This is a genomic window from Hymenobacter sp. UYCo722 (assembly GCF_040547115.1).
Classification (GTDB): Bacteria; Bacteroidota; Bacteroidia; order Cytophagales; family Hymenobacteraceae; genus Hymenobacter.
Window position 1 is genome coordinate 316,439 of sequence record NZ_JBEPPC010000003.1, and the last position, 25,226, is coordinate 341,664.

General features: G+C 57.3%; 18 protein-coding genes. 11 read left to right on the forward strand and 7 right to left on the reverse strand.

Features of this window, described 5'->3' with window-relative positions; translation table 11 throughout:
• Positions 1–10 precede the first annotated feature (10 nt).
• A complete protein-coding gene (locus ABIB44_RS10945) occupies positions 11–811 on the reverse strand; it encodes a class I SAM-dependent methyltransferase (protein WP_354584701.1) in 801 nt (266 codons plus the stop codon).
• Between the two features lie 196 nt (positions 812–1,007).
• Between ABIB44_RS10945 and ABIB44_RS10950 the strand changes: the two genes are divergently transcribed.
• Complete coding sequence (locus ABIB44_RS10950) at positions 1,008–1,610, forward strand: hypothetical protein (protein ID WP_354584702.1); 603 nt, start codon at positions 1,008–1,010, stop codon at positions 1,608–1,610.
• Between the two features lie 79 nt (positions 1,611–1,689).
• On the opposite strand, the gene priA is transcribed toward ABIB44_RS10950, so the two are convergent.
• From priA to rpsF, 6 genes are all read right to left on the reverse strand, one after another.
• The gene (gene priA, locus ABIB44_RS10955; protein WP_354584703.1) at positions 1,690–4,233 is read right to left on the reverse strand and encodes a replication restart helicase PriA; all 2,544 of its coding nucleotides are present in this window, start codon (positions 4,231–4,233) and stop codon (positions 1,690–1,692) included.
• A gap of 103 nt (positions 4,234–4,336) precedes the next feature.
• The gene (locus tag ABIB44_RS10960; protein ID WP_354584704.1) at positions 4,337–6,433 is read right to left on the reverse strand and encodes a thioredoxin domain-containing protein; all 2,097 of its coding nucleotides are present in this window, start codon (positions 6,431–6,433) and stop codon (positions 4,337–4,339) included.
• Positions 6,434–6,541: 108 nt separating this feature from the next.
• Positions 6,542–9,505: a GSCFA domain-containing protein gene (locus ABIB44_RS10965; protein ID WP_354584705.1), complete on the reverse strand. Its 2,964-nt coding sequence runs from the start codon at positions 9,503–9,505 to the stop codon at positions 6,542–6,544.
• 101 nt (positions 9,506–9,606) lie between these two features.
• On the reverse strand, positions 9,607–10,050 hold the full coding sequence (rplI, locus tag ABIB44_RS10970) for a 50S ribosomal protein L9 (protein WP_354584706.1): 444 nt from the start codon (positions 10,048–10,050) through the stop codon (positions 9,607–9,609).
• A gap of 90 nt (positions 10,051–10,140) precedes the next feature.
• Complete coding sequence (gene rpsR, locus ABIB44_RS10975; RefSeq protein ID WP_241934763.1) at positions 10,141–10,416, reverse strand: 30S ribosomal protein S18; 276 nt, start codon at positions 10,414–10,416, stop codon at positions 10,141–10,143.
• A 13-nt stretch (positions 10,417–10,429) separates the two neighbouring features.
• Positions 10,430–10,807: a 30S ribosomal protein S6 gene (gene rpsF, locus ABIB44_RS10980; RefSeq protein ID WP_354584707.1), complete on the reverse strand. Its 378-nt coding sequence runs from the start codon at positions 10,805–10,807 to the stop codon at positions 10,430–10,432.
• A gap of 499 nt (positions 10,808–11,306) precedes the next feature.
• On the opposite strand from rpsF, the gene ABIB44_RS10985 reads away from it, so the two are divergent.
• From ABIB44_RS10985 to cyoE, 10 genes are all read left to right on the forward strand, one after another.
• A complete protein-coding gene (locus ABIB44_RS10985; RefSeq protein ID WP_354584708.1) occupies positions 11,307–12,641 on the forward strand; it encodes a c-type cytochrome in 1,335 nt (444 codons plus the stop codon).
• Between the two features lie 153 nt (positions 12,642–12,794).
• The gene (locus ABIB44_RS10990) at positions 12,795–15,806 is read left to right on the forward strand and encodes a TAT-variant-translocated molybdopterin oxidoreductase (RefSeq protein WP_354584709.1); all 3,012 of its coding nucleotides are present in this window, start codon (positions 12,795–12,797) and stop codon (positions 15,804–15,806) included.
• Positions 15,807–15,822: 16 nt separating this feature from the next.
• Complete coding sequence (gene nrfD, locus ABIB44_RS10995; RefSeq protein WP_354584710.1) at positions 15,823–17,277, forward strand: NrfD/PsrC family molybdoenzyme membrane anchor subunit; 1,455 nt, start codon at positions 15,823–15,825, stop codon at positions 17,275–17,277.
• Positions 17,270–17,794, forward strand: coding sequence for a DUF3341 domain-containing protein (locus ABIB44_RS11000; protein WP_354584711.1), 525 nt, complete (start codon positions 17,270–17,272; stop codon positions 17,792–17,794). Before nrfD ends, ABIB44_RS11000 begins: the two co-directional genes overlap by 8 nt.
• Positions 17,795–17,796: 2 nt before the next feature.
• Positions 17,797–18,549, forward strand: coding sequence for a c-type cytochrome (locus ABIB44_RS11005; RefSeq protein WP_354584712.1), 753 nt, complete (start codon positions 17,797–17,799; stop codon positions 18,547–18,549).
• Between the two features lie 6 nt (positions 18,550–18,555).
• Entirely contained in the window at positions 18,556–19,866 is a 1,311-nt protein-coding gene (locus tag ABIB44_RS11010) for a quinol:cytochrome C oxidoreductase (protein WP_354584713.1), read from the forward strand.
• A 99-nt stretch (positions 19,867–19,965) separates the two neighbouring features.
• Positions 19,966–21,036 (forward strand): cytochrome c oxidase subunit II, encoded by a 1,071-nt coding sequence (locus ABIB44_RS11015; protein ID WP_354584714.1) that lies wholly within the window; start codon positions 19,966–19,968, stop codon positions 21,034–21,036.
• A 94-nt stretch (positions 21,037–21,130) separates the two neighbouring features.
• Positions 21,131–22,954: a cytochrome c oxidase subunit I gene (locus ABIB44_RS11020; RefSeq protein WP_354584835.1), complete on the forward strand. Its 1,824-nt coding sequence runs from the start codon at positions 21,131–21,133 to the stop codon at positions 22,952–22,954.
• Between the two features lie 134 nt (positions 22,955–23,088).
• Positions 23,089–24,228, forward strand: a complete 1,140-nt coding sequence (locus tag ABIB44_RS11025) for a COX15/CtaA family protein (protein ID WP_354584715.1) — start codon at positions 23,089–23,091, stop codon at positions 24,226–24,228.
• A 66-nt stretch (positions 24,229–24,294) separates the two neighbouring features.
• Positions 24,295–25,149: a heme o synthase gene (gene cyoE, locus ABIB44_RS11030; RefSeq protein ID WP_354584716.1), complete on the forward strand. Its 855-nt coding sequence runs from the start codon at positions 24,295–24,297 to the stop codon at positions 25,147–25,149.
• Positions 25,150–25,226 lie beyond the last annotated feature (77 nt).

The following is a 25,226-nucleotide window of genomic DNA, read 5'->3' on the forward strand; positions in this document are numbered from 1 at the left end:
CCGCTGACGCTTACTTGCGGCGGAATAGCAGCAAATGCTGCTGTGGCAAGGTTTCGATGGAGTCGGTGAGGACCAGCCCCACGGCGGCCATTTCCTTGCGGGCCTGCCCGATGCTCATTTTATGAATGCGCTTGATGGGCACGTTGGGGTCTTCGGCCCGGTACTCGACCAGCGCCAGGCGGCCGGTGCCGGGCCGCAGTGCCCGCCGGATGGCGCGGCCCATCTCGCGTGGGTGGTCGAACTCGTGGTAAGCATCCACGATGAGCACCACATCGACGCTGTCGGCCGGCAGGGCGGGGTTGGTGGTGGTGCCCAGCAAGGAACGCACATTACGAATTTTGAGCTTCTGCTTGTTCGCCTGAAGCGCGGCAATCATTTCGGGCTGAATATCGACGGCCAATACTTCGCCGCGCGGCACCCGCTTGGCCAGCTGGAAGGAGAAGAAGCCCGTGCCCGCGCCAATGTCGGCCACCACGTCGGTGGGCTTCAGCTGCAACTCGCGCAGCAGAATATCGGTGCCTTCTTCCTGGCGGCGGCCGCTGCGCTCGAGCCAGCTGGCACCTTCGTGGCCCATTACGTGGGCAATCTGGCGGCCCAGGTAATAGGTGCCAATGCCGTTGGGGTCGCGCGGGGGGGCGGTTTCGTAGCCAGTAGTGTCGGCGGCGGCGGCCACCGATACTAGCCGTGCGCTATTGGTTGGAGCGCGGGTTTCGGTGGGCATCTGGGTGCAGCCCACCGCCAGCAGGCCCACGCTCAATCCGGTGCTCACGATGCCATTTGCCCGCTGTCGAGCCGAAAAATAATACCTCATAGGGGGTGCAAGTAAGCACATTTGCCTGGGTCAACAGCGAAGGGCTATGGTGCGTTCAGCCAGGGGCTAAGTTGCGGAGCTAGATTCCGGGACGGGTATAGGGGGAATACCTTCCGGAGAAAAATTGCTGGTTTATCGCCAATATTGCGCATTCGCCCGTAGAACCGGCATTATTGATTTTTTTACCCCAACACCCATGAAAAACCATTTCTCTTCCGTTGCCAAGCTAGTAGCTGTAGCTGCCTGCGCCCTGTCGCTCGGCAGCTGTAGCCGTGCCGAATACGCCATGCTCCCCAAGGGGGCTTCCTACCACGGTGTGGCCCGCGCGGCTACCCCCGTGCCCGCAGCTGCACCGGCTTCAGAAGTCGTTAGCAACGTGGCTGCTACGCCAGCCGAAACTACTTCTGCGCCGGTCGTGGCCACCGTGCCGGCTCAGCCAGCTGCGGTAATGGCCCCAGCCGCCAAAGCCGCCACCGTGGCCGTAGCTCCGGCTGCCAGCGCCACTGCTCCGGCTGCAGCAGCCACAACGGCTCCGGCCCCCAAGCTGAACCTCGTGCAACGCATGGCCATGAGCAAGCTCACGCATAAAATGGATAAGCTCATACAGAAGTCCGGGGCCGTGCGTCAGCACGACAACACGGCTTCGACGGCCCGGGGCAGCATTAGCGGCAACCTGCGCATCGGTATTATCCTGCTGCTGATTGGTTTGCTGGTCGGAATCATCAATGGCTACATCGGTGCCATCATCGCCATTATCGGCCTCATCTTCATCGTCCTCTGGCTGCTCGACCAGGTATAGCTCCGGCGCTGAAATTTTGTCAAAAAAAGGTCCGCTCAATCACTGAGCGGACCTTTTTCGTTGCTACGCGGCCGGTTCGTTACATCGGGTCCACGTCGGCCACCAGCCGCACCTGCTTAAACTCTTTCTGGTCCTTCACCACGTCCATGGCCGCGCAAATCAGCTGTTTGGCTTGTTTGAGTACCGTGTGGGCGCGGTCGAGCTTGATGGTGATTTCCTGCAGGTAGAAGTTGCGGATACGGAAAATATAGGGTGCTTCCGGCCCCAGCACGGCGGCGCGGCCCAGGCGCTCCACCAGCTCCTGGGTGAGCAGAATGGCGGCGGCCTCGCCCACCCCCTGGTCGATGTGTTTCACCGTCATCTTGACGATGCGCATGAAGGGCGGGTAGCCGTGTTCGTGGCGCTGCACTATTTCGTAGTTGTAGAACTCGAGGTAATCGTTGCGAATCACCTTGTCGAAAATCACCTGCGTGGGGTCGGCGGTCTGGATGATGACCTTGCCCTTTTTGCCCTTACGCCCGGCCCGGCCGCTCACCTGCACAAACATTTGGTAGGCCCGCTCGTGGGCCCGGAAATCGGGGTAGTGAATAATGCTGTCGGCGTTGATGATGCCCACTAAGCTCACGTTGGCGAAATCGAGGCCTTTGGTCACCATCTGGGTGCCGACGAGCACGTTGGTGGTCTGCTTCTCGAAGTCGCCGATGATTTGCTGGTAGCTGTTTTTGGCGCGGGTGGTGTCCAAATCCATGCGCTGGATATTGGCCTGGGGCAACATGATTTTGAGGTCGTCCTCAATCTTTTCGGTGCCGAAGCCCTGGGTTTTCACGGCCCGCGAGCCGCAGGCGGGGCACTTGCTCACCATGGGGTCGTGGTAGCCGCAGTAATGGCAGCGCAGCTCGTGGCTGTGCTTGTGGTAGCTCAGGCTCACGGCGCAGTTGGTGCATTTGGGTATCCAGCCGCAGTCCTGGCAGGCCACCACGGGCGCGTAGCCGCGGCGGTTCTGGAACAGAATCACCTGCTCCTGGCGGCCTAGGGTGCGTTCCACTTCGCCCAGCAGGTCGGCGGTGAAGTGGTTGTGCATGGTTTTCTGCTCGCGGGCTTTGCGGGTGTCCACCAGCTCAATTTCCGGCATGCCGGCCTCGCCGAAGCGCTTGGTGAGGCTAACTAGCCCGTAGCGGCCCTGCTTGGCCTGGTAGTAAGTCTCCACGGCCGGCGTGGCCGAGCCCAGCAGCGTTTTGGCCCCCTGGAAGCTGGCTATCATCAGGGCTACTTCGCGGGCGTTGTAGCGCGGGGCGGGGTCGTACTGCTTGTAGCTCGATTCGTGCTCTTCGTCCACGATGATGAGCGCGAGGTTGTCGAAGGGCAGAAACACCGCCGAGCGCACCCCCACCACCACTTGGAAGCGGCCCGAAAGCACGCCGTTCCATACTTCCACCCGCTCGTTGTCGGAGAATTTGGAGTGGTACACGCCCAGCCGCGAGCCAAACACGCGCATCAGGCGCGTCACAATCTGGGCAGTAAGGGCGATTTCGGGCAGCAGATACAACACCTGCCCGCCGCCGTCCATCGCCTTGCGGATGAGGTCGATATAGATTTCGGTTTTGCCCGCGCCGGTTACGCCGTGCAGCAGCACAATTTCCTTTTCGCCGAAGTGGGCCATGATTTCATCGCGCGCCGTGGTCTGAGCCTCGGTGAGCGAGAAGTGCATTTGAATGGCCCCTTCGTTTTCGAGCGGGAAGCGCGACACAATCTGGTCGAACTGCTCGAGCACGCCGTTCTTAATGAGCGTGTTCACGGCCGAGGCCGACAGGTGGGGGTTGCTGCTGAGGTAGGCTTTCTCGATGCCGGCCTGGTTGGCGTGCTCATTCTGGTACACCGGCACGCGCTGCATGTACTTCATCAGCACATCGAGCTGCTTGGGCTTACTAGTGAGCTGTTCAAACAGCCGCTCCAACGAAGCTTCCATGATGAAATGATGCGCCAGCCGCACCTTCTTCACCACCTTGGGCGCGTACTTATCGGCGGTATGCTCAAACAGGAAAATTACCTCCTTGTGCATCAGCGATTTGATAACCTTGTGGAAGGACGTGATGCCTAGCAGGTCGCCCACTTCGGTAAAGGTCAGCGCCTTGCCATCTTCCACCACGCCCAGCGCGTCCACAATCAATTCTTCCTGCGTGGAAAGCGGGTATTCATTGTCTTCCCGCGCAAAGCCCGGGTGCAGCTGAATACGCGACTCCGAGCTAAGCTTGAGCGCCGAAGGCAGCGCCGCGTTAATCACCTCGCCAATGGTGCAGAGGTAGTAATCGGCCATCCAGCGGAAAAGCTTGAGCTGGGGCTGGGTCACAACGGGCGCATCGTCGATGAATTCGAGGATGTACTTGGCTTGGTAGTCCTTGGGCGCAGTTTCGTGCACGGCCGCCACAATGCAGCTGAGCGTCTTTTTGGCCCCAAACTGCACGATGACGCGCCCGCCAATTACCACGTTATCGTTCAGCTCGTACGGCACCCGGTAGGTGTAGAGCCGGGGCAGGGGCAAGGGCAGAATAACGTCGGCAAACAGCGTCACCCGGTCGGGCGCGGGCACGGCGGCGGGGGAAATAAAATCAAGCGTAAGACTCAAAACGGGTATAGCGTAGGGGGCGGATAGTAAAGATAAGCAGGGGGTGAGGCGTATCGTCGGGCTCCCTGTTGAGGGCTGGCGCGGGGGCTGGGAGGAGGTGTCACTACAGCGCCGCCAGCGCCTCGGCCACGCCATAAGCCGGGGCCTGGCAGGTGTAGTTGCGGCACACGTGCACCGCCGTGCGGCCATCCGTGGGCGTGGGCAGCAGCTGCAGCAGCGGCAGCTCCGACGCGGCTTCGGTGCCAGCCAGCACGGTATCAAACAGGAAACGTCGGCTGAGCTCTTCACGGAAAGTTTCAGTTTCCGGACCCTGAATGGCAATTTCGGCTCCCGGCCGCAGCAAGGCCGCGTACAGCGAGGCCCAGTTGGTGAGGTGCTGCGGCTCTTTCACTACGAGGTGGCGCAGCTGGAGCAGCATCTTAACCGCCAAATCGGTGTACTGCGCTTTTTCGAGATGGCGGCCCAGCCGGCGCAGGTTGTGCGCCATAATGGAGTTGGAGGCCGGAATCACGTTGTCGAACAACTCTTTTTTGCGGGCGATGAGCGGCTCGGCTCGGCTATCGGTGTAGAAAAACAGCGTTTCGCTGGGGTCGAAGAAGTTGGCCAGCACGTATTCCGTTAGGGTTTCAGCCTCGCGCAGCCACTTTTCGGCGAAGGTGACTTCGTAGAGGCTGATGTAGGCCTGAATGACCAGCGAATAATCCTCGAGAAAGGCACTGATGCTGGCGCGGCCGTTTTTGCAGGTTCGGAACAGGCGCGCGCCGTCGCGCAGGTTGGCTTCGATGAACCGGGCATTGTGTTCGGCCATCGCCAGAAACTCGGGTTCGCCAAAGGCCCGGTAGGCATCGGTCAGGCCCTGCAGCATCAGCGCATTCCAGCCGGTCAGGACTTTATCATCGAGGCCGGGGCGCACGCGGGTGGCCCGCACGGCCATTATTTTCTGCTTCCAGCCCGCTACCATTTCGGGCAGTGCGCCGGGGGCCAACTGGTGGGCGGCGGCAAAGGCTCCGTCGGTTTCGCGGCGGTGCAGGATGTTGCGGCCGTGCTCCCAGTTGCCGGCGGCGGTGCAGTGGTAGTACGCGGAAAACAGGGGCTCCTCTTCGCCCAGAATCCCGCGTAGCTCCTCCTTCGTGAACACGTAAAACTTGCCTTCCTCGCCCTCGCTGTCGGCATCGAGCGAGGAATAGAAGCCGCCTTCGTCATTCGTCAGCTCCAGCCGGACAAATTCGATGGTATCGTACACCGTTTCCCGGAAAAGCTCGTCCTGCGTCAGCTGGAAGGCTTCGCTGTATAAGCTCACCAATTGGCCGTTGTCGTACAGCATTTTCTCGAAGTGCGGGGCCAGCCACTCGCCATCCACCGAGTAGCGGGCGAAGCCGCCGTGCACTTGGTCGTAGATGCCGCCCCAGGCCATTTCGCGCAGCGTGAGCACGGCCTGGTCGAGTACCGCCCGGCTGCCGCTGATGGCATGGGCCCGCAGCAGAAACCGCCAGATGCTGGGCATCGGAAACTTCGGGGCGCGGTTCATGCCGCCGCGTTCGCGGTCGAAATTTGTGCTTAGGTTATACACCAATAGCTTAAACTCCTCATCGGAAACGCCGGCCGGGCCGGTTTCCGGTGCTACGCCAATGGCTTCCAACGCGGTGTAATCGGCTTCCTGGGCCGCGTTGTGGTTTTGCCCGCCGTATTTGGCCAGCTCGCTTCGGCCAATCACCTCCATAAACCGCTCGGCCGACTGCTCCAACTCGGCGCGGTGCTCGCCGGCGTAGGCCTGGCCAATGTTGGTGAGCAGCTTGGTCCAGTTGCCCTGCGGGAAATAGGTGCCGCCGTAAAACGGCTTGGCATCGGCCGTCAGAAACACGTTCAGCGGCCAGCCGCCCTGCAGGCCCATGGCGTGCAGGGCATCCATGTAAATCTGGTCCACGTCGGGCCGTTCCTCGCGGTCGACCTTAATGCACACAAAATGCGCGTTCATTACCGCCGCCACGGCCTCATTCTCAAACGACTCGCGCTCCATCACGTGGCACCAGTGGCAGGCCGCGTAGCCAATGCTCACCAGAATAGGCTTCTGCTCGGCCTGGGCGCGGTTCAACGCCTCGGGGCCCCACGGGTACCAGTCCACGGGATTGTGGGCGTGCTGTTGCAGGTAGGGGCTGGTTTCCTGGGCGAGGCGGTTGGTGTGCGGAGCAGCGTGAGCCATAACGGAATGGGGTAGGGGAGGCATTGAAACACCAAACCCGGCGAAAAAGGCCGGGCTTGGGAGGGAATTAACGCAAGAGGCCGAATATCAGCCACAAATTCTGCCAGCCTACGAAGCCGACTTTTTCGAAGATTTTACTTTAGCGCCGCTGGCTTTGGCCGGTGCCGCCGCTGTGGTTGCCGCCTTAGGTGCTGCTTTCGGATTAGCTTTTTTTGCTGCTGCTGGCTTATCAGCGGCTGCTACTGCGGGTTTAGCCACTTTGGCAGGTGCTTTCAAAGAAGCTTTGGCGACGGCGACTGTTTTTGGAGCCGCTGCTACCGCTGGTTTCGCCTCCGATTTGGCCACGGCCTTCACTACGGGCTCCGGCGATACTGTCGGAGCTTTGGTTTTTGCCGGGGTCTTCTTCGTGGGTTTCGTAGCGGCCAGTTGGACGCTGGCTGTCGGTTGCACGGGCGCAACTGGCATTGCCTCAGCAGCCGCAGGAGCTTTAGCCGCGCCCTTATTGGTCGCCGGCTTGCTTGGGGCCGGAGTCGGAGCCGCCACCGCAGTAGCCGGAGCCGCAGGTGCTTCAGCCGCTTTAGGAGCAGCGTTACCCCTTTTAGCGGATTTGGCAGGCTTAGCCGCCGTACGCTGGGGCAAAGGTCCCGACACCGCGGCCGGGATTGCGGTCGAAGCAGCCGGCGCTTGCGGCTCAGCTGGCGTGGGGAGGCTGCTTGTTGTGGCTGCTGCCTTGGGCGCAGGTGCTTTTGCCCCGCGCGCTTTGGCCGCGACCAGCTTGGCCGACGAAGCCGCCTTGCTGGCCTTGGCCGGCGCTGCAGGCTCAACCAACGAAGCAGAACTACCCGTCAGTCGCCCTGCGGCTACCTGCGAGCGTACCACCAAGGCATCAACCACTGGGATAATCGGCGAATCAAATTCCGGTTTTACGGTGCGCCCACCTATCATCGCCCGGGCTTTGCGCTTCGAAGGTTTCGCCGCAGCTGGAGTAGCGGCCTGCGCTTCCGCTGGCTGAGGAGCCGCCACCAACACCACTGGTGTTGCCGCCACGGCTACCGTCGCGCCATCTACTGGTAGCGTGGCCACCAGCTGGTCCTGCCGACGATTGTCGCGTCGGTTACTGTCCCGGTTATCCCGGCGGTTGTTATCGCGGGCTGCTATCGTTTCCGGGTCCACAATCGCCTCAACCGCGCCGCGTGGCACTTGTACCGGGGCAGTATTTTGCCCCACATCAGCGCTTTCATCCGTCACCGGGCGGTTACCCTTTTTCTTCTTGCGATTGCGGCTTTTACGCGACGATGAAACTGCATCATTCTGCTCCAAATTAGCCTCAGTTTCGGTTGGCGCAGTCAAATTTTCGGAAGCTTCATCAGAAGCATCCGCCGCCGAAGTTGCGGCTGCGAACAGGGGCACCCGTGCCACGCCGCCACGGTTCCTTCCGTTCCGCTGGTCATGGCGTGGTTCCCGGGCTTCAGGAGCCGATTCACTTTCTGCCTGAACCGATACTGCCGAAGCATTATTGCCCGTGATAAAAGCTTCGGCGGCATTCTCCAAGGCGATTTCCGAAGCAGGCAGTTGGCTTTCGTCCAGGCTCATTTCGGCGGCGCGCAACGCGTGTTTGCGCGCCGTGCGCTTGGCTCCGCCCCGCGAGCGACGCTTCTTTTTGCGGCCGGCTTCCAATTCTGCCGCGTCCGCAGTTGCGTCAGGGGCACCGGCGGTAGCTTCCGAAGTCGAATCCACGGCCACCAATTCACCAGCAGTTGATTCTGACAGGAAAGGCTGCTGGGCAAATTCATCCGCTTGCGCAAAGCTGGCCGCCTGGAACTGCTCGATTTCGGAGGGCTGCATCGGCTGGCCCTTACCCCGGCCATCGCGCCGGCCGCGCTCGGGGCGCGCCGCTCGCTGCGCCCGGAATTCTTCGGGCGACAGGCGCGGGGGACGGCCGGAGTTGCCCGTAGGCTGCTCGGGGCGGGGCGTTTCGCTGTCGGCAATCGCGTCCGCAGGCGTAGCAGCTGCGGTACGAGCGCCTTCACCAATATCAATTCGTTCCTCGTCGTCCTCCGTCTCGGCCAAGGCCATGGGCTGAATGGGGAGGGGCAAAGCTGCCAAACGGCTGCGCACGCTGCGCAGTTCGTCGGCTACATCTACCTGGCGCAGGCTCAGCTGCTCCAGCTTCTCGCGGGTGCTTTCCAGAAACTGCCGGTGCTCGGGTGCGCCTTCGTGCAGCGGGCGGTGGCCCAGCGACTGCCGCACCGCTGTCCACTCTTTGCGGAAACGGCCGAAATCGGCATCGAAATACGTGCGGGCAAACTTGTCCCAGATGTAATCCTCGGCTACTTCCGACGGGTGCAGCATGTCGGCCGCGTAAAAGCGGTAATCGCGCAAATCATCCGTCAGCAGCTCAAACGCCGGGAAGTAGGCCACACCCGGCAACAGGTCGCTCACAATGTGCGTGGCCACGCGCAGCACCGACTTACTCACCGAGTTCAGCGGCAGCGTGTCCTTTAAATGACGCACTGGGCTCACCGTCAACACGAAGCGCAGCTCGGGGTTGATGCGGCGCAGGTAGGCGTGCGTTTCGGCCAGCGCATTAATAATTTCGTCGGGGGTCAGCAGCTCGCGCACGAACAAGTCGGCCGACTGCTTATGGCAGTTGCTCACCAGCTCGCCGGTTTCGCGCAGGCGGTAGGCCCAGGCGGTGCCCAGCGTCAGCAGCACCAGGTCGGTGTTGCGCAGGAATTCGCCCGTCTGCCGCACCACTTCCTGGATGTACTGGAGCAGTTCCACCGGCGAGTCGGCCCCCACGCTGCCGTGCAGGTCGTAGCTCTGCCAGCGGCCGCGGGCCTGCACCAGGTGCTGCTGCCAATCCACTTCTTCGCCGGCGGCCGCGCGCAGCAGTCGGGCCAGCGCCAGCGGCTGAAACACGGTGCCAAACGGGTTTACCCGCGTTTCTACCTTATGGGCCGCCAACCGCGTACCGATGCTGTCGGCAAAGCACGAGCCTATCGTCATCACCCGCGCCGTGCGCGGCAGCTGCCCGGCGGCCGGGGCAATTGTCAATTCAGTTCTAAACATTAAAGCAAAAATAGCCCGTAACCGGGCACGGGCCCGAAAACCGGAATAAAAAAAGCCCCGCCAGCAGGCAGGGCTTTCTCAACGGAGCATTGAAACCGAGACTATTCGGCTACTACACGGAAGTTAATCGTGTGCTTTACCTCCTTGTGCAGGTTGGCCGTAGCGGTGTAGTCGCCAGCCGCAGCCGGCTCCTGGTCGAACGACAAACGCTTGCGGTCGATGTCCACACCCTTGGCTTTCAGCGCTTCGGCTAATTGCAGGGTAGTTACGCGACCAAAGATTTTGCCGCTCTCGCCCACCTTGGCGAGGATATCCAGCACCATGCCACCAATCTGGTCGGCAATGGCCTGAGCGTCACCTTTAACTTTGTCGGCTTTGTGTGCGGCCTGGCGCACGTTCTCAGCCGTGATTTTTTTGTTCGTCTTGTCGGCCAGCATGGCCAGACCCTGCGGCAGCAGGAAGTTACGGCCGTAACCCGATTTCACGGTTACGATATCGTTCTTGTACCCGAGGCCCTTAACGTCGTCTTTGAGGATAATTTCCATGTCGTTTTTATGGTATTAAGTATCAAGTATTGAGTAGTGAGATGGTCGCCTTAAAAGGAATCTTACTACTTATTACTCTCTACTAGCTACTTATTTCAGAGCGTCGGCTACGTATGGCATCAGGGCGAGGTGGCGGGCCTTGGCGATGGCCTGAGTCACTTTGCGCTGGAATTTCAGGCTGGTGCCGGTGAGGCGACGGGGCAGCACGCGGCCCTGCTCGTTCACAAACTTCAGCAGGAAGTTCGGGTCTTTGTAGTCCACGTACTTAATGCCGTTCTTCTTGAAGCGGCAGTATTTCTTGCGGTTGTCCTGGGGCTTGTTATTAGCCGACCGGTCGTTGTTGCGGTTGAATGCGGGAGATGCCATTGTCGATGCTGGATTATTGGGCTACGGCTTCGGTTTCCTTGGCAGCCTTCTGCTGGTTCATTTCGCCGTTGCGGCGGCGGTTGTTGTACTCCACGGCGTGCTTATCGAGCACGGTCGTGAGGAAGCGGATAACACGCTCGTCGCGGCGGAAAGCCAGTTCGAGCACGTCCACGATGTTGCCTTCGCCAGTGTAGGACAGGCAGAAATAGTAGCCTGTGCTCTTCTTTTGAATCGGGTAAGCCAGCTTGCGCAGGCCCCAGGCTTCGGTGGATAAAAGGGCGGCGCTATTTTCCTTAAGCACCTGAGTGAACTTCTCGACCGTTTCTTGCACCTGGCTCTCGTTCAAAACGGGAGTCACGATGAAGACCGTCTCGTAATTTCTTTGTTCCATTACGATGGGGGTGAATTGGGGGTGAAAAAAATTGATTGGGGCGCAAAGGTACTGACTTTCGGGCACATTGCCAAGCCCTGAACTCTTAATACTGCCAATCGGCTGGTGTTAAGCTGCGGCCCCGCCCAGCCCAGCCAACCGCCCAGCCAGATTCCTCATTAGAAATCGCCCACTCCCTAGATAAGCTGTTCGGAACGAAGGGTGATTGCTAAAAAAGCCGGTTTAAAAGGGGGGCCGTCGCCAACAAATGCTGGTATCGGTAGTTCCAATACGGCACTTTCAAAATCACCAGAATAACCGCTGGTCTGACCAACTTTATTCGGGTTGTTGCGGTTAAGAAAGGGAGTGTCGGGAAGTGGATGGGAGCCCGTGAATGAGGCCGCGCGCAATAGACAGTATCCGCTGGAAATTGCACCTCGTTTTTTGCCGCCTGCGAATCCTGACCTACATTTGTGGCCTTGAAATGCCCCTAGCGTTTCGCTTTATCCTTTATTTTTCTATGAAGAGCCTTCGATTCCGCTCGTTACCTCATCTGTTGCTGGCGCTGGTGCTCACGTTTGCTGGTGTTCAGCAGGCCACCGCCCAGGATGCTGCCACGGTGAAAAAGGAAGGGGTAGTTCCCGGCGCTACTGCTGCCGCTACTCCCGCCACTGCTACCGCACCCGCCGCTGGTGGGGGCGATGCTGCCGCCATCGCCGCTGGTGATGCCCTTTTCAAAGGCAATTGCGCCCAATGCCACGCCGTGAACGAGCAGGTTGTTGGCCCGGCTCTTGGCGGTATTACCAAGCGCCGCCCTATCTCCTGGATTATTCCTTGGATTAAGAACTCGAGCAAGGTAGTAGCCAGCGGCGATGATTACGCCGTGGCCCTCTACAACAAATACAACAAGCAGCAAATGCCCTCCTTCGCCCTGTCGGACAAGGAGATTACTTCGATTGTGGCCTACATCACGTCGGAAGAAGGTAAAGTTGCCGGTGGCGTTACCGTCCAGAACGCTGCCAGCGCTGACGGTAAAGACGGCGCTGCCGCCGATGCTGGCGCTGATGCCGGCTCCGGCAAATATGTCGACATGCTCCTCATCGTATTGGTCGTAGTGCTGATTGTGCTGGTGGTGACACTGGTTATTATTGGTAACCTGATGCGTGATGTGCTTCGCGGCCGCAAGGGCCTCGACGGCCGCGACGTAGAAGTGTTGGAGCAGCGCTTCGACTGGAGCAAGTTCTACCGCTCGCCCGTGTTGCGTGGTATCGTAGGAGCGGTTTTCGCCCTCGTCTTACTCTATGAAGGCGTTCAAAGCGTAATGGCCGTGGGCCTTACCCAAGGCTACCAGCCTACCCAGCCCATTGCTTTCTCGCACAAACTGCACGCCGGCGAGCACCAAATTAACTGTGCCTACTGCCACACGTCGGTGTACAAGAGCAAGTCGGCCAACATTCCTTCGGCCAACATCTGTATGAACTGCCACTCGCAGATTAAGACGGAATCGCCCGAAATCAAGAAAATCTACCGCGCCATCGAGCGCAAGCAGCCCATTCAGTGGGTGCGTATCCACAATCTGCCTGACCTGGCTTACTTCAACCACTCCCAGCACACGCAGGTGGCTGGCCTGCAGTGCCAGACTTGCCACGGCCCCATCCAGAACATGGAAGTGGTATACCAGTACTCAGCGCTTACGATGGGCTGGTGCATCAACTGCCACCGCGAGATGCCCCTCAACACCAAGGATAACAAGTATTACGACAACCTCGTGAAATTACACGACACCAAAAATGGTGGTGCTCCCTTCACCGTATCGTCGAATGGCGGTACCGAGTGCTCGAAGTGCCACTACTAATCGGATAATAAGGGCTTAGCGTCTGAGGAAAATCATTTTTCTTGGACTCAGCCTTTTGCTCCGACTGCAACAAAAAACGACTTCGCTTATAAATTCAAGTACCTCGCGGCTGTGGCTAAGTTCCCAAGTCCCCGAGTCTCTAAGTCCCCAAAAATGAAGTACTGGAAAGGAATTGAGGAACTGGAAAGCGCCCCGGAGTTCATGCAATCGGCCTTTGCCGAGTTTATGCCGGTAAAGGAAAGCCATGAGAGCAGCGATGCTACGTCGGCTCCCCGCCGCGACTTCCTCAAACTGATGGGTTTCGGCGTTGGCGCTGCGGTGTTGGCCTCGTGCGAAACGCCGGTAAAAAAGGCTATTCCGTACCTGAACAAGCCCGAGGAAGTAGACCCGGCTATCGCAAACTTCTACGCTTCCACCTACTTCATTGGAGCCGATTACAATGCCGTGCTGGTGAAAACCCGCGACGGTCGGCCAATTAAGCTAGAAGGTAATCCCGAGTCGCCCATCACCAAAGGTGGTCTCTCGCCCCGCGCCCAAGCAGCTGTACTGAGCCTTTACGACGGCGGCCGTCTCCAGCAGTTTGCCATTAAGGGCAAGCCAGCCGAGATGAAGCAGGTCGACCAGGAAATTCGCACCAAACTGGCGGGTACCACGGGCCGTATTGCCATCGTATCGCCCACTATTATTAGCCCAAGCACGAAGAAGGCTATTGCTGAATTCGCCGCTCGCTATCCCAACACCTCCCACGTCATGTACGACGCGCACTCGGCTTCGGCCCTGTTGCAGGCCAATGGTGGCGTGGTACCCGGCTACGATTTCAGCAAGGCCAGCGTTATCGTGAGCCTGGGTGCCGATTTCCTCGGTAGCTGGATTTCGCCGGTGGAATATGCCCGCCAATACGTGGCTACCCGTAAGGTAAGCAGCGCTAAGCGTAGCATGTCGCGCCACTTCCAATTCGAAACGGCCCTCTCACTCTCTGGCTCCAACGCCGACGTGCGCGTGCCCATCAAGCCTTCGGAAATGGGCGCTACGGCGCTGGCGCTTTACAATGCTGTGACTGGCAATGGTGGGGCCGATGCCAAAACCCCGCTGGGTAAGGCCGCGGCCGAACTGAAAGCCGCCGGTAGCGCTGGCCTTGTCGTGTCGGGTTCGAACGACTTGGCCGTGCAGACGTTGGTAACGGCTATCAACCAAGCGTTAGGCAACGGCGCTACTACTACCGGCGGTGCGCCGAGCAACGTGTGCCAAGGCGACGATGCCCGCATGGCCGCGCTGGTGAATGACATGAACAACGGAGCGGTAGGCGCAGTGGTTTTCTACAATGCCAACCCGGTTTTCAACCATCCACTGGGTGCCAAGGTGAAAAGCGGTATTGCCAAAGTACCCCTCACCATTTCACTCAATGACCGCCTCGACGAAACGGGTATTCTCTGCCAGTACGCCGCACCCGACAACCATTGGTTGGAATCGTGGAATGACTTTGAGCCCAAGCGTGGCTACCTGAGCATCGCGCAGCCGGCCATTACGCCGCTGTTTGCTACCCGCCAGGCACAGGAGAGTTTGCTGCACTGGGCCGGAAACAATACTACCTACTACAAATTCCTGCGCGCCAACTGGCGGGGCATCACTCCGAATGACGCTGCCTGGGACAAGGCCGTGCACGACGGTGTGATGATGGGTTCGGCTATGCCCGCCAACCCGGCCATGACCGGCATGAGCGCCGCTGCGGCTGCCTCGCAGCTGAGTGGAGGTGCCAAAGCTTCGGGCGTGGAGTTGGCCCTGTACGAAAAAGGGGGCTTGAGCGCTTCTGGCACCGAAGCCAACAACCCTTTCCTGCAGGAGTTGCCAGACGCAATCTCGAAAGCTACTTGGGGCAACTACATAGCCGTGCCGCGCAAGATGGCCATCGAGCAGAAATGGGAGCAGGGCGACGTGCTGAAGGTAACCGCCAACGGCTACAGCATTGAATTGCCAGTACTAATCCAGCCCGGTCAGGCCAATGGTACGGTGAGCATCGCCCTCGGCTACGGCCGCACGCTGGCGGGCAAAGCCGGTGATAAAGTAGGGGAGAACGCCGCTCCGCTGGCCATGACGGCCAGTGGCGGCATTCAGTACCAGAACGTGGTGACGCTGGAAAAAACCGGTGCCACCTCGCCCATTGCCCAGACCCAGACGCACCAGACGCTGATGGACCGCCGCCCGGTGGTGCAGGAGAGCACGCTGGCACTCTATGTAAAAGACCCCAAGAAGGTAACCGAATACGAGAAGGTGTCTACGCCCGATGGGCTGCAGTCCCCCAATAAGGTGTCGTTGTGGCAGGATTACCAGTATAACAACCACCATTGGGGCATGGCCATCGACCTGAATTCGTGCATTGGCTGCGGCTCGTGCGTGGTAGGTTGCCAGACCGAAAACAATACCGCCGTGGTAGGCAAGCAGCAGGTGATTAATCGCCGCGAGATGCACTGGATGCGCATCGACCGCTATTATAGCTCGGATACCCATAAAGACTCATTTGATACCAAAGGCAAAGTGGCGACCTACGCCGCGATGGAGGACCCCTCGGAAAACCCGCAGGTTATTTTCCAGCCGATGATGTGCCAGCAGTGCAACCACGCGCCCTGCGAAACGGTATGCCCGGTACTGGCTACTACCCACAGCTCGGAAGGTCTCAACCAAATGACCTACAACCGTTGCATCGGTACCCGTTATTGCGCCAACAACTGCCCGTATAAAGTGCGTCGCTTTAACTGGTTCTCGTACTACTCGAACGAGAAGTTTGAAGTAGTGAACGGCCACATGTTCACCGACCTCGGCCGCATGGTGCTGAACCCGGATGTAACGGTTCGCGCCCGTGGCGTGATGGAAAAGTGCTCGTTCTGCGTGCAGCGCATTCAGCTTGGCAAACTCGAAGCTAAGAAGCAGAAGCGTCGTCCCAGAGATGGCGAAATTGTAACGGCCTGCGCTCAGTCGTGCCCCACCGAAGCCATTGTGTTTGGTGACATGAAAGACCCAGCAAGCCGTATCAGCCAGTTGCTGCGCCGCGAAGATGGCGAGCGTGCCTTCCACTCGCTCGAATCCATTAACGTGCAGCCGAACGTGACTTATCTAACTAAGATTCGTAATGCCGAGTCGGAGTTTTTTGCCCCCGAAGTAGAAGCTTAAGCCTAATTATCCTCTTATGCAGCACGTATCAGCCATACGCGAACCGCTCGTAACCAGCGGCAAGACGTTACACGACGTCACGCAAGACATCTGCTACCAGGTCGAAGCCAAGCCCAACCTGCGTTGGATGGCCGCCCTAAGCGTAGCCCTGTTTTTTCTGGGGGTTTTTTTCTACTCCGTTTACCGCACCGTTTGGTACGGCATCGGCGAGTGGGGACTGAACAAGACCGTGAACTGGGCCTGGGACATCACCAACTTTGTGTGGTGGGTAGGCATTGGCCACGCCGGTACGCTGATTTCGGCGGTACTGCTGCTGTTCCGTCAGAAGTGGCGTAGCTCCATCAACCGCGCGGCCGAAGCCATGACCATCTTCGCCGTAATCTGCGCCGCTATGTTCCCGGTACTGCACATGGGGCGTCCGTGGCTGGCCTTCTACGTTTTTCCGTTCCAGAACACGCTGGGTTCGCTCTGGGCTAACTTCAACTCGCCCCTGCTGTGGGACGTGTTCGCCATCTCGACCTACTTTACCGTGTCGCTGGTGTTCTGGTATATCGGTCTGATTCCGGACTTCGCCTCGATTCGGGACCGTGCGAAGGGTCCTATCGCTAAGTTCAGCTACTCGATGCTGAGCTTCGGCTGGAAAGGCTCGGCCAAAGCCTGGTCGCGTTACGAAACGGTTTCGCTGATTCTGGCTGGTGTTTCGACTCCGCTGGTGCTCTCGGTACACACTATTGTATCAATGGACTTTGCCACCTCAGTGGTTCCGGGCTGGCACACCACTATCTTCCCGCCCTACTTCGTGGCTGGTGCTATTTTCTCGGGCTTCGCTATGGTGCTTACCCTGATGTTGATTACTCGCGTGGTGTTCCGCCTTGAAGACTACATCACCTTGGAGCACATCGCACTGATGAATAAAATCATGATGGTAACCGGCTCCATCGTGGGCGTGGCGTACATCACGGAATTCTTCATCGCCTGGTATTCGCAGGTGGAGTTTGAGCAGTATGCCTTCATCAACCGGGCTACCGGACCCTACTGGTGGGCTTACGCTTCGATGATGACCTGCAACGTGATTACACCGCAGCTAGTGTGGTTCCGCCGCGTACGGTATAGCATCCCGCTCACCTTCGCACTCTCTATTGTGGTTAACATTGGTATGTGGTTCGAGCGCTTTGTAATCATAGTGACCTCGCTGCACCGCGATTACCTGCCATCGAGCTGGGCCATGTTCTCGCCCTCGATTATCGACATCGGTTTGTATGTAGGTACCCTCGGCCTTTTCTTCACGCTGTTCCTGCTCTTCGCCAAGTTCTTTCCCGTGATTAACATGGCTGAAATTAAGACCATCCTGAAGTATACCGTCGACAACGGTCCGACTTACAACCCCAACAAAGCTCACCACGCTCCCGCCCAAACTGTCACTCCCGGTGTTCCCGCTTCGGCTCCCGTAAATTATAACCAGCATGACTAAGCAATTCGCCCTCGGCATCTTCGAAGACGAAGACGTGCTGCTGCACGCGGTAGAAAATGTACGCGCCGCCGGCGTGAAAATCTACGATGTCTTCTCGCCCTACCCGGTGCACGGCATCGATGATGCGTTAGGTATCGAGCGTTCGCGTTTGCCTATTGCAGCCTTCTTCTTCGGAATGACGGGCTTAGCCTTCGCACTGTGGATGCAGATTTATATGCTGGGCTTCGACTGGCCGATGATTATTGGTGGTAAGCCTCACATTGGTCTGCCTGCCTTTGTGCCGGTCGCTTTTGAGCTCACCGTGTTTTTCACCTGCCACGGCATGGCTATTACGTTCTTCACCATCACGGGCCTTTACCCACGTTTCAAAGTGCCGGTGATGGACGTGCGTGCCACCGACGACAAGTTTGTTGTGGCCATCGAACTGGATGAAACCAGCTCGCAGTTTCCCCGGCTGACTCAGCTGCTCCGCGAAAACGGCGCTTCGGAAGTCAACCAAAAAGAAATGACCAACTAGTAATGACGCATCCGCTGACCTTGAGCCTGCGCGTTTCCGCGCTGCTACTGTCCTTGGGACTGGCCACTACGGCCTGTACTAACGACGGAAACGACCCCGGCGTGGAATACGCACCGGAGATGTACCAGTCCATCCCGTACGAACCCCTGAGCCAGACGCACTTCAACCCGGTTAATGCGTTCGGCATAAATGAGCGTACTCCGGCTAACGGCACTGTCCCCCGTGGTAAGCTCAACTATTTTGACCACATCCCGAAGGATAGTGTGGGCATTGCGGAGCGCACGCTTCGTAACCCTTATGCCTACACCAAGGCTAACCTGGAAGAGGGCAAGGTGCTGTACACGCGCATCTGCTCACATTGTCATGGTGAGCAGGGCAATGGCCAGGGGCTTGTAGGCATTAAGTACAAGGGCGTACCAAACTACGCCACGGGCTACTACAAGAACATGAACGACGGGCATATCTACCACGTCATCCAGTGGGGGCGCAACCGCATGATGCCCCACGGCTCCATCGTGAACCCGGAAGAACGTTGGAAAATTGCCATGTATGTGCGCGTCCTGGAACTTGGCGAAGGCCCCGATGCCCTGAGCAAACTGATTGCGAAAGGCCCGACCAGTATGGCCAGCGACTCGACCCAAATGACTGATAGCAGCAACCAACTCCCCGTGGGGCAGGCACAAGCAGGTAAAGGCTCCGAAACACCCGGACAGGGCGGAACCAAGGCAAAAAACGGCACCGCAACTCCTCAATAACGCACTATGGCAACTCTGACGCACCAAGAAAGCGCCACGGCTGAACAGCTCGTCGTTACGGATGGCGCCCGTAAAACTTTTATTACTATCATCGTTGCCGGCGTGGTATTGCTCATTGTGGGTATTATCGCGCAGGTAATGGGTTGGGGGGCCGCTGAGCACAGCGAGGCGGCCGGCCACGCTACCGCCGCTCACAGCGTGGCGCATGAAGAAGGACACTCAGTCCTGATTAAGCGCGTGCTGGTGAGCCTTTGGCACAGCAATTTGTTTTTCCTCGGTGTTTCCACGGTTGGTACTGTATTCGTAGCTATCAACTACGTAGCCTACGCCGGATGGTCGGTAATGGTGAAGCGCATTGCCGAAGCCCTCAGCGCCTGGGTAATTCCCGGTGGTGTAATAATGCTTATCGTGTTTCTTGTGGGCCGTCAGGATATATTTCACTGGACCCACGAGGGCATCATGGACCCTAAGTCGGAACATTTTGATGCTGTCATTAAGGGCAAAGAGGGATTCCTGAACCTGCCATTTTATGTGATTCGCATGGCTAGCTACCTCATCATTTGGGGTGCATTCAGTTGGAAGCTACGGCAGTTATCGCTGGCGGAAGACTTGAATGGTGGTACCTATTGGTTTCACAAGAGCATCACCGCTTCAGCGTTGTTTCTGGTGCTGTATGCCGTTACCTCATCGATGTCGGCCTGGGACTGGGTAATGTCGGTTGACCCGCATTGGTTCAGCACCATGTTTGGCTGGTACGTATTCGCCTCGTGGTGGGTATCGGGCATTGCCGCCATCGCTCTCACCGCTATTTTTCTGAAACAAAATGGCTATCTACGAGCTTTAAATGCCAGTCACATCCACGATTTGGGCAAGCTGATGTTCGGCTTCAGCATATTCTGGACTTACGTATGGTTCTCCCAGTTCATGCTTATCTGGTATGCCAACTTGCCCGAAGAAGCGGTGTACTTCAATCAGCGCCTTGGCGGATTTGAAGGTCGCTACACCTTTATGTTCTTTTTCAACATCGTTATCAACTTTGTCTTCCCATTCCTCGGTCTGATGACGCGGGATGCCAAGCGCCAGATGATTATGATGAAAATCGTGGCTATTGCCATTCTGTGTGGTCACTGGTCGGACTTCTATTTGATGCTGATGCCGGGCACTTTGCGCGGTGAAAACGGGTTCTTAATTGAGATTGGCATTGCTGCCATTTTCCTCGGCGCATTCCTGATTCTGTTCACTCGTCGTCTGGCTTCGGCCTCGCTGGTACCCGTGAATCATCCCTTCTTTGACGAGAGCCTGCACCATACTACTTAAGGTTCAGCTTCAAGTAGACAGTATTGAGCAAAAGAACTGGCCTAAACCACTTTTTAATCCTTAATACTCAATACTCAGTACTTACTACTTATAAATTCAATGACTGCTCTAACCATTTTACTGGTGCTGGTGCTGCTGCTGGTTGTATTCGGCCTGCTGTTTCGCTTGCAGATTTTTACTTCTATTTTCTCGGGTTCTTTTACCCGCGATATTGGCGTAAGCAACAGCGTGAATGCTATTTTAATGATGGTGTTCCTGATTGTAGGTGGTGCTTGGTTTGCATATTCTTTTGTTGAAAACTTCAGCAAAATGAATCCGCCCATTGCCTCAGTGCATGGCCACAAAATGGAAACCATGTTCTGGACCACAATGGCTGTGATTGGTGTAGCCTTTGCCATCACGCAGATTTTGCTGTTTTGGTATGCCTATAAGTATCAGCACAAGGAAGGTCGCCGGGCATACTTCTTCGCTCACAATAATAAAATTGAAGTAATCTGGACAATCATCCCGGCTATTGTAATGGCCTCGCTGATTTTCGCTGGCTGGAAAGCTTGGACGCGCATTACCGGTCCCGCGCCGAAAAACTCGGTTGTGGTGGAGCTGATGGGTAAGCAGTTCAACTGGCTGGTACGTTACCCCGGTCGCGATATGAAGCTAGGGGTAATCAATTACCGCATGATTGACGCTGTGAACGAGTGGGGCTTTGACCTGAGCGACAAGGCTGGGCTTGATGACTTCACGACCAATGAAATTCACATTCCTAAGGGTGTTCCGGTGCTGATTAAAATTCGCTCGCGCGATGTTCTGCACGCCGTCTACATGCCACAGTTCCGCGTGCAGATGTACGCAGTGCCGGGCATGCCAACCCGCTTCTGGTTTACGCCGACCACCACTACCGACGAGATGCGCGCACGTTTGGGTAACCCTAAATTCAACTATGAGTTGGCTTGCAACCAGGTGTGCGGGGGTAGCCACTACGCGATGAAAGCTACGGTGATTGTGGATGAGCCAGATGATTACCAGAACTGGTACGCCGCGCAGCAATCTTTCTCGCAAAAGAACCCTGAAGTAATGGCTGCGCTCAAACAGAAAGGCAAAACGATGGTTACTCCTGTAGCTGCCACGCCAGAAGTGGAAGCTGCTCCCATGCCTTTGGCCGCTTCGAACTAATTACTATAAACGCTACCCTGTAATGTCAGACCTGACACCTAAACCCAATTTATCGCCAAGCGTGCAAACGCAAGGCGGCGTTGGCTCCGCTCCGGTGCCAACCGCGGAGCATGGTGACCACCTCCTGCACCACGAAGACCACGAGCACGACGACCATGACCAGCATTGGTTGTGGAAGTATGTTTTCAGCCAGGACCACAAGGTTATTGGCAAGCAGTTCCTGATTACGGGTATGCTGTGGGCAATTGTCGGTGGCACGCTGTCGAGCTTGTTCCGTTTGCAGCTTGGCTGGCCCGCTGGCACCATGGAGTGGCTGAAACCTGTGCTCGGCCATTGGATTGAAGCTGGCAAGCTAAACCCTGAGTTTTACTTGGCGCTGGTGACCATGCACGGCACCATCATGGTGTTCTTCGTGCTCACGGCGGGCTTGTCGGGAACGTTCTCAAATTACCTTATTCCGCTGCAAGTGGGTGCCCGCGATATGGCTTCGGGCTTCATGAACATGCTTTCGTACTGGTTCTTCTTTATTTCCAGTGTGATTATGTTTTCCTCGCTGTTCATTGAAACCGGCCCGGCTGCGGCTGGCTGGACTATTTACCCGCCATTGAGCGCATTGCCGCAAGCTATTCCGGGTTCTGGCGCTGGCATGACGCTGTGGCTGGTGAGCATGGTATTCTTCATCGTTTCGCAGCTTTTGGGCGGTGTGAACTATGTGACGACGGTAATCAACCTCCGTACTCGGGGCATGAGCATGAGCAAGCTGCCCCTGACTATCTGGGCGTTCTTCCTCACGGCTATTCTCGGTATCCTGTCGTTCCCGGTATTGTTCTCGGCAGCGCTGTTGCTGGTGTTTGACCGCTCATTCGGCACATCGTTCTTCCTGTCCGATATTTATATTGCTGGGCAGGCGTTGAGTAATCAGGGCGGTTCGCCGGTTCTCTTTCAGCACTTGTTCTGGTTCCTGGGCCACCCCGAGGTGTATATCGTAATCATGCCTGCGATGGGTATGGTGTCGGAAGTACTGGCTACCAACGCCCGTAAGCCTATCTTCGGCTACCGTGCAATGATTGGCTCACTGATTGGTATTTCCTTGCTGTCATTCGTCGTATGGGCCCACCACATGTTCGTGACGGGTATGAATCCGTTCCTTGGTTCGGTTTTCATGTTTTTGACGTTGATTATCGCCGTGCCTTCGGGCGTGAAGGTGTTCAACTGGCTGGCTACACTGTGGCGCGGTAACATCCGCTTCACTGCCGCCATGCTGTTTGCCATTGGCTTCGTGTCGCTGTTCATCTCGGGTGGTCTGACGGGTATTATCCTCGGTAACGCTACGCTTGACATTCAGATGCACAACACGTACTTCGTGGTGGCTCACTTCCACTTGGTAATGGGTAGCTCGGCTTTCTTCGGCTTGTTTGCCGGCGTGTACCACTGGTTCCCGAAGATGTTTGGCCGCATGATGGACGAGAAGCTGGGTTATATCCACTTCTGGCTGACCTTCGTGGGCGTGTACCTAGTGTTTATGCCCATGCACTACGTCGGTATCGCTGGATTCCCCCGTCGCTACTATGCTTGGACTGGCTTCGATGCCTTCTCGCAGTTCGCTGACTTGAACAAGTTCATTTCAATTGCAGCTATTATTGCCTTCTTGGGCCAGTTCATCTTCATCTTCAACTTCTTCTACAGCATTTTCCGTGGTCGTCGTGCCACTCAGAATCCTTGGAATTCGACTACGCTGGAGTGGACCACACCCATCAATCCCGGCCACGGCAACTGGCCCGGCGAGATTCCGGCTGTGTACCGTTGGCCTTATGACTACAGTAAGCCCGGTTCGGAGGTAGACTTTATACCCCAGAACGTGCCTTATTCGCAAACGCAGTCGTCAAACCTGCCGTACGAGCAGGAATTAGCCGACTAAGTAATACAGACCAACCAAGTCCTCTAACGGGCCGCCTTATCGGCGGCCCGTTTTTTTTAGTCTCCTGATTAGTCACAAACCACTGGGGTTATTGGTTAAAGAAGTGGGGCAAGTAACTGCTTCCTATAGTTAGAATGGAGAAAAATTTCAATAGTGCCGCCCTGCGCCGCTTTCGCTCGTTCGGCATTCTCACGGTAATTGCCGTTTACTTGTTGATACTAGTAGGTGGCGTAGTACGCAGCACTGGGAGCGGGATGGGTTGCCCCGATTGGCCTAAGTGCTTTGGCCAATGGGTGCCGCCCACCGAAGCAAGCCAGCTTCCGGCAAACTACAAGGAGGTATATACTGCCCAGCGCGTGGCCAAAAACCAAAAACTGGCCCGAACGCTGCAAAAAATGGGCTTTGCTCAAGTAGCAGGCAGCATTTTCGCTCACCCTACGCAGTACATTGAGACTGATTTCAACCCGGTGAAAACCTGGATTGAGTACATAAACCGCTTATTGGGAGCGCTCATCGGGGTGTTCGTATTCCTGACGGTGGTATTTGCTTTGCCGTACTGGCGAGGCGACCGGGCCATTTTCTGGCTGGCGCTGGCTTCTTTTCTGCTCACGGGGGTGCAGGGATATCTTGGCTCTTTGGTGGTATCGACCAACTTACTGCCGGTAATGGTTACCATTCACATGGCCCTGGCGCTGGTGATTGTAGCCTTGCTGCTCTATGCTGTTGACCGGGCGCGGTGGGGGAGGACTACTGAGACTTATGCCGATGCCGCCGCGACCCTTGAGACTGTAGCTGATGGAATCCGACCGCAAAGGACATTGGTCGGTTGGCTGTGGGCAGCGCTACTGCTTACCTTTTGGCAGATTATGCTGGGCACACAGGTGCGCGAGCAGGTTGATATTGTATCGGCTGCAGCCGACTATCTGGGGCGCGATAATTGGGTGAGCCAACTGGGCAGCACATTTAGTGTGCACCGCACCATGTCGGCCGCCGTGCTGCTGCTGAACGTGTACGTAGGGTACGAGTTGTGGCAGCTGGGCCGGGAACGCCTGCGCCGGCTGGTAACGGCCACGCTGGCTATTATTGGCCTCGAGATTGCCGTAGGTGTTGTCTTGGCCTCGTTTGCGCTGCCACCGGCCGCGCAGCCGGTCCACCTCACGCTGGCGACCGTACTGTTTGGCGTGCAGTTTCTGCTGCTGCTGGCAGTTGCGCGCGCCCGAAAAGGCCCAGAAACAATTGTGTCGTCGGATGCTGCCCGGCGGGTTGTTGCGTAACTTTGCGGCCCCGTTGGGAATTGGCTCTTGGGGCCAGCGCTCGCGGTGCATAAAACTCAGGTATTGATGGTGAAGGCCCGCGCCTATTTTCAACTGCTCAAGTTCCGGCTTTCGCTCACCGTGGCGTTTTCCAGTGCCATTGGCTATATGCTTGGAGCCCACGAGTTCAGCTGGAGCCGTGCGCTACTGGTGATGCTGGGTGGCCTGCTCGTAACGGGCTCGGCCAACATCATCAATCAGGTGCACGAGCGGGAACTCGACAAGCTGATGACCCGCACGGCTAAGCGCCCGCTACCTACGGGCGTATTGTCGCCGACCGAAGCCTGGGTATTCTGCGTGCTGCTGGGCGTGGCCGGGCTGAGCTTACTCTGGTATGGTTTCAACCCTCTCACAGCTGGGCTGTCGCTGCTATCGCTGATTCTCTACGGTTTTATCTACACCCCGCTGAAGACGATATCGCCCATCTGCGTAGCTGTGGGGGCCATTCCCGGCGGGCTACCGCCCCTCATTGGCTGGGTCGCCGCCACGGGCTATATTGGTGTCGAGGCGTGGGTACTGTTCGGTATTCAGTTCATGTGGCAGTTTCCGCACTTCTGGGCCATTGCCTGGGTGGCCGACGACGACTACAAACGGGCTGGGTTCAAAATGCTGCCTTCGCCGGGCAACCGCGACCTGCGCACTGCCTTTCAGATAATGACCTATACGCTCCTGTTGATTCCGCTTAGCCTGTTGCCACTGGAGTTCAACATTTCTGGGCGTATCTCGGCGCTGGTAGCTGTGGTAGCGGGTATTCTGTTTCTGCTGCTTACGGTGCAGCTCATGCGCACCCAGTCGCGCAAGGCGGCGCTTCGCATCATGTTTGCTTCGTTTCTGTACTTGCCCATCGTACAAATTGCTTTGGTACTGGACAAAATCCAGTAGTTAATTGTTAATAAGTAGCGGGGAATGATTGGTGCTTCATTTGACCGTCCGTTGACCATTAACCACTGACCATTAAT